The organism is Arenibacter lacus (assembly GCF_008711145.1).
GTDB lineage: Bacteria > Bacteroidota > Bacteroidia > Flavobacteriales > Flavobacteriaceae > Arenibacter > Arenibacter amylolyticus.
Window position 1 is genome coordinate 1 of sequence record NZ_VVIN01000204.1, and the last position, 776, is coordinate 776.

The 776-nt window shown below is 40.6% G+C and carries 1 protein-coding gene; it reads left to right on the plus strand.

Annotation, left to right across the window (positions count from 1 at the left end; translation table 11 throughout):
* Positions 1–155: 155 nt before the first annotated feature.
* Positions 156–776: DegT/DnrJ/EryC1/StrS family aminotransferase (locus tag F1E73_RS17160; RefSeq protein ID WP_223883504.1), on the plus strand; the 621-nt coding region annotated here is incomplete at its 3' end.

Consider the following 776-nt stretch of genomic DNA (forward strand, 5'->3'; position numbering starts at 1 on the left):
CAAACCCCCTTCTACCTTGATTTTACTTCTTTCAACGGGTTTGGATTAGTATTTAATCGAGAATATTCAATCTTGAACGAAAGTAAGCAGCATAATTCCCTCTCGATAAAAACTATACGTAAATTTACTTGCCACAGATAAATGACCACACATTGATAACCAAATCTAAAATATGGCTTTCCTCGCCTCATATGGGCGGTTCCGAAGAAACATTCGTCAAAGAGGCATTTGATACCAATTGGATTGCCCCTTTAGGACCCAACGTGGATGCTTTTGAGAAGTCTATTGAAGATTATTTGGGCAATGATTTAAATGTAGCAGTGCTAAGTTCTGGTACAGCAGCAATTCACATAGCGCTAGAGTTACTGGGTGTAACAGATGGAGATGAGGTAATATGTCAGAGTTTTACATTTTCAGCTTCAGCCAATCCCATTACCTATTTGGGAGCGAAACCGGTTTTTGTGGATAGTGAAAGGGAGACTTGGAATATGTCACCCCAATTATTGGAAAAAGCTATTCTCGCAGGAATTGCCAAAGGGAAAAAACCGAAAGCGATTATTGCGGTGCATTTATATGGTATGCCTTATAAGGTAGAGGAGATAACAGCGATTGCCGATAGGTTTGATATCCCCATTGTAGAAGATAGTGCAGAAGCCCTAGGTAGCACGTACAATAATATGCCCTGTGGGGGCTTCGGAAAATTGGGAATACTGTCCTTTAATGGAAACAAGATTATTACAACTTCCGGTGGAGGAGCCTTGGTTTCCAAATGTCCA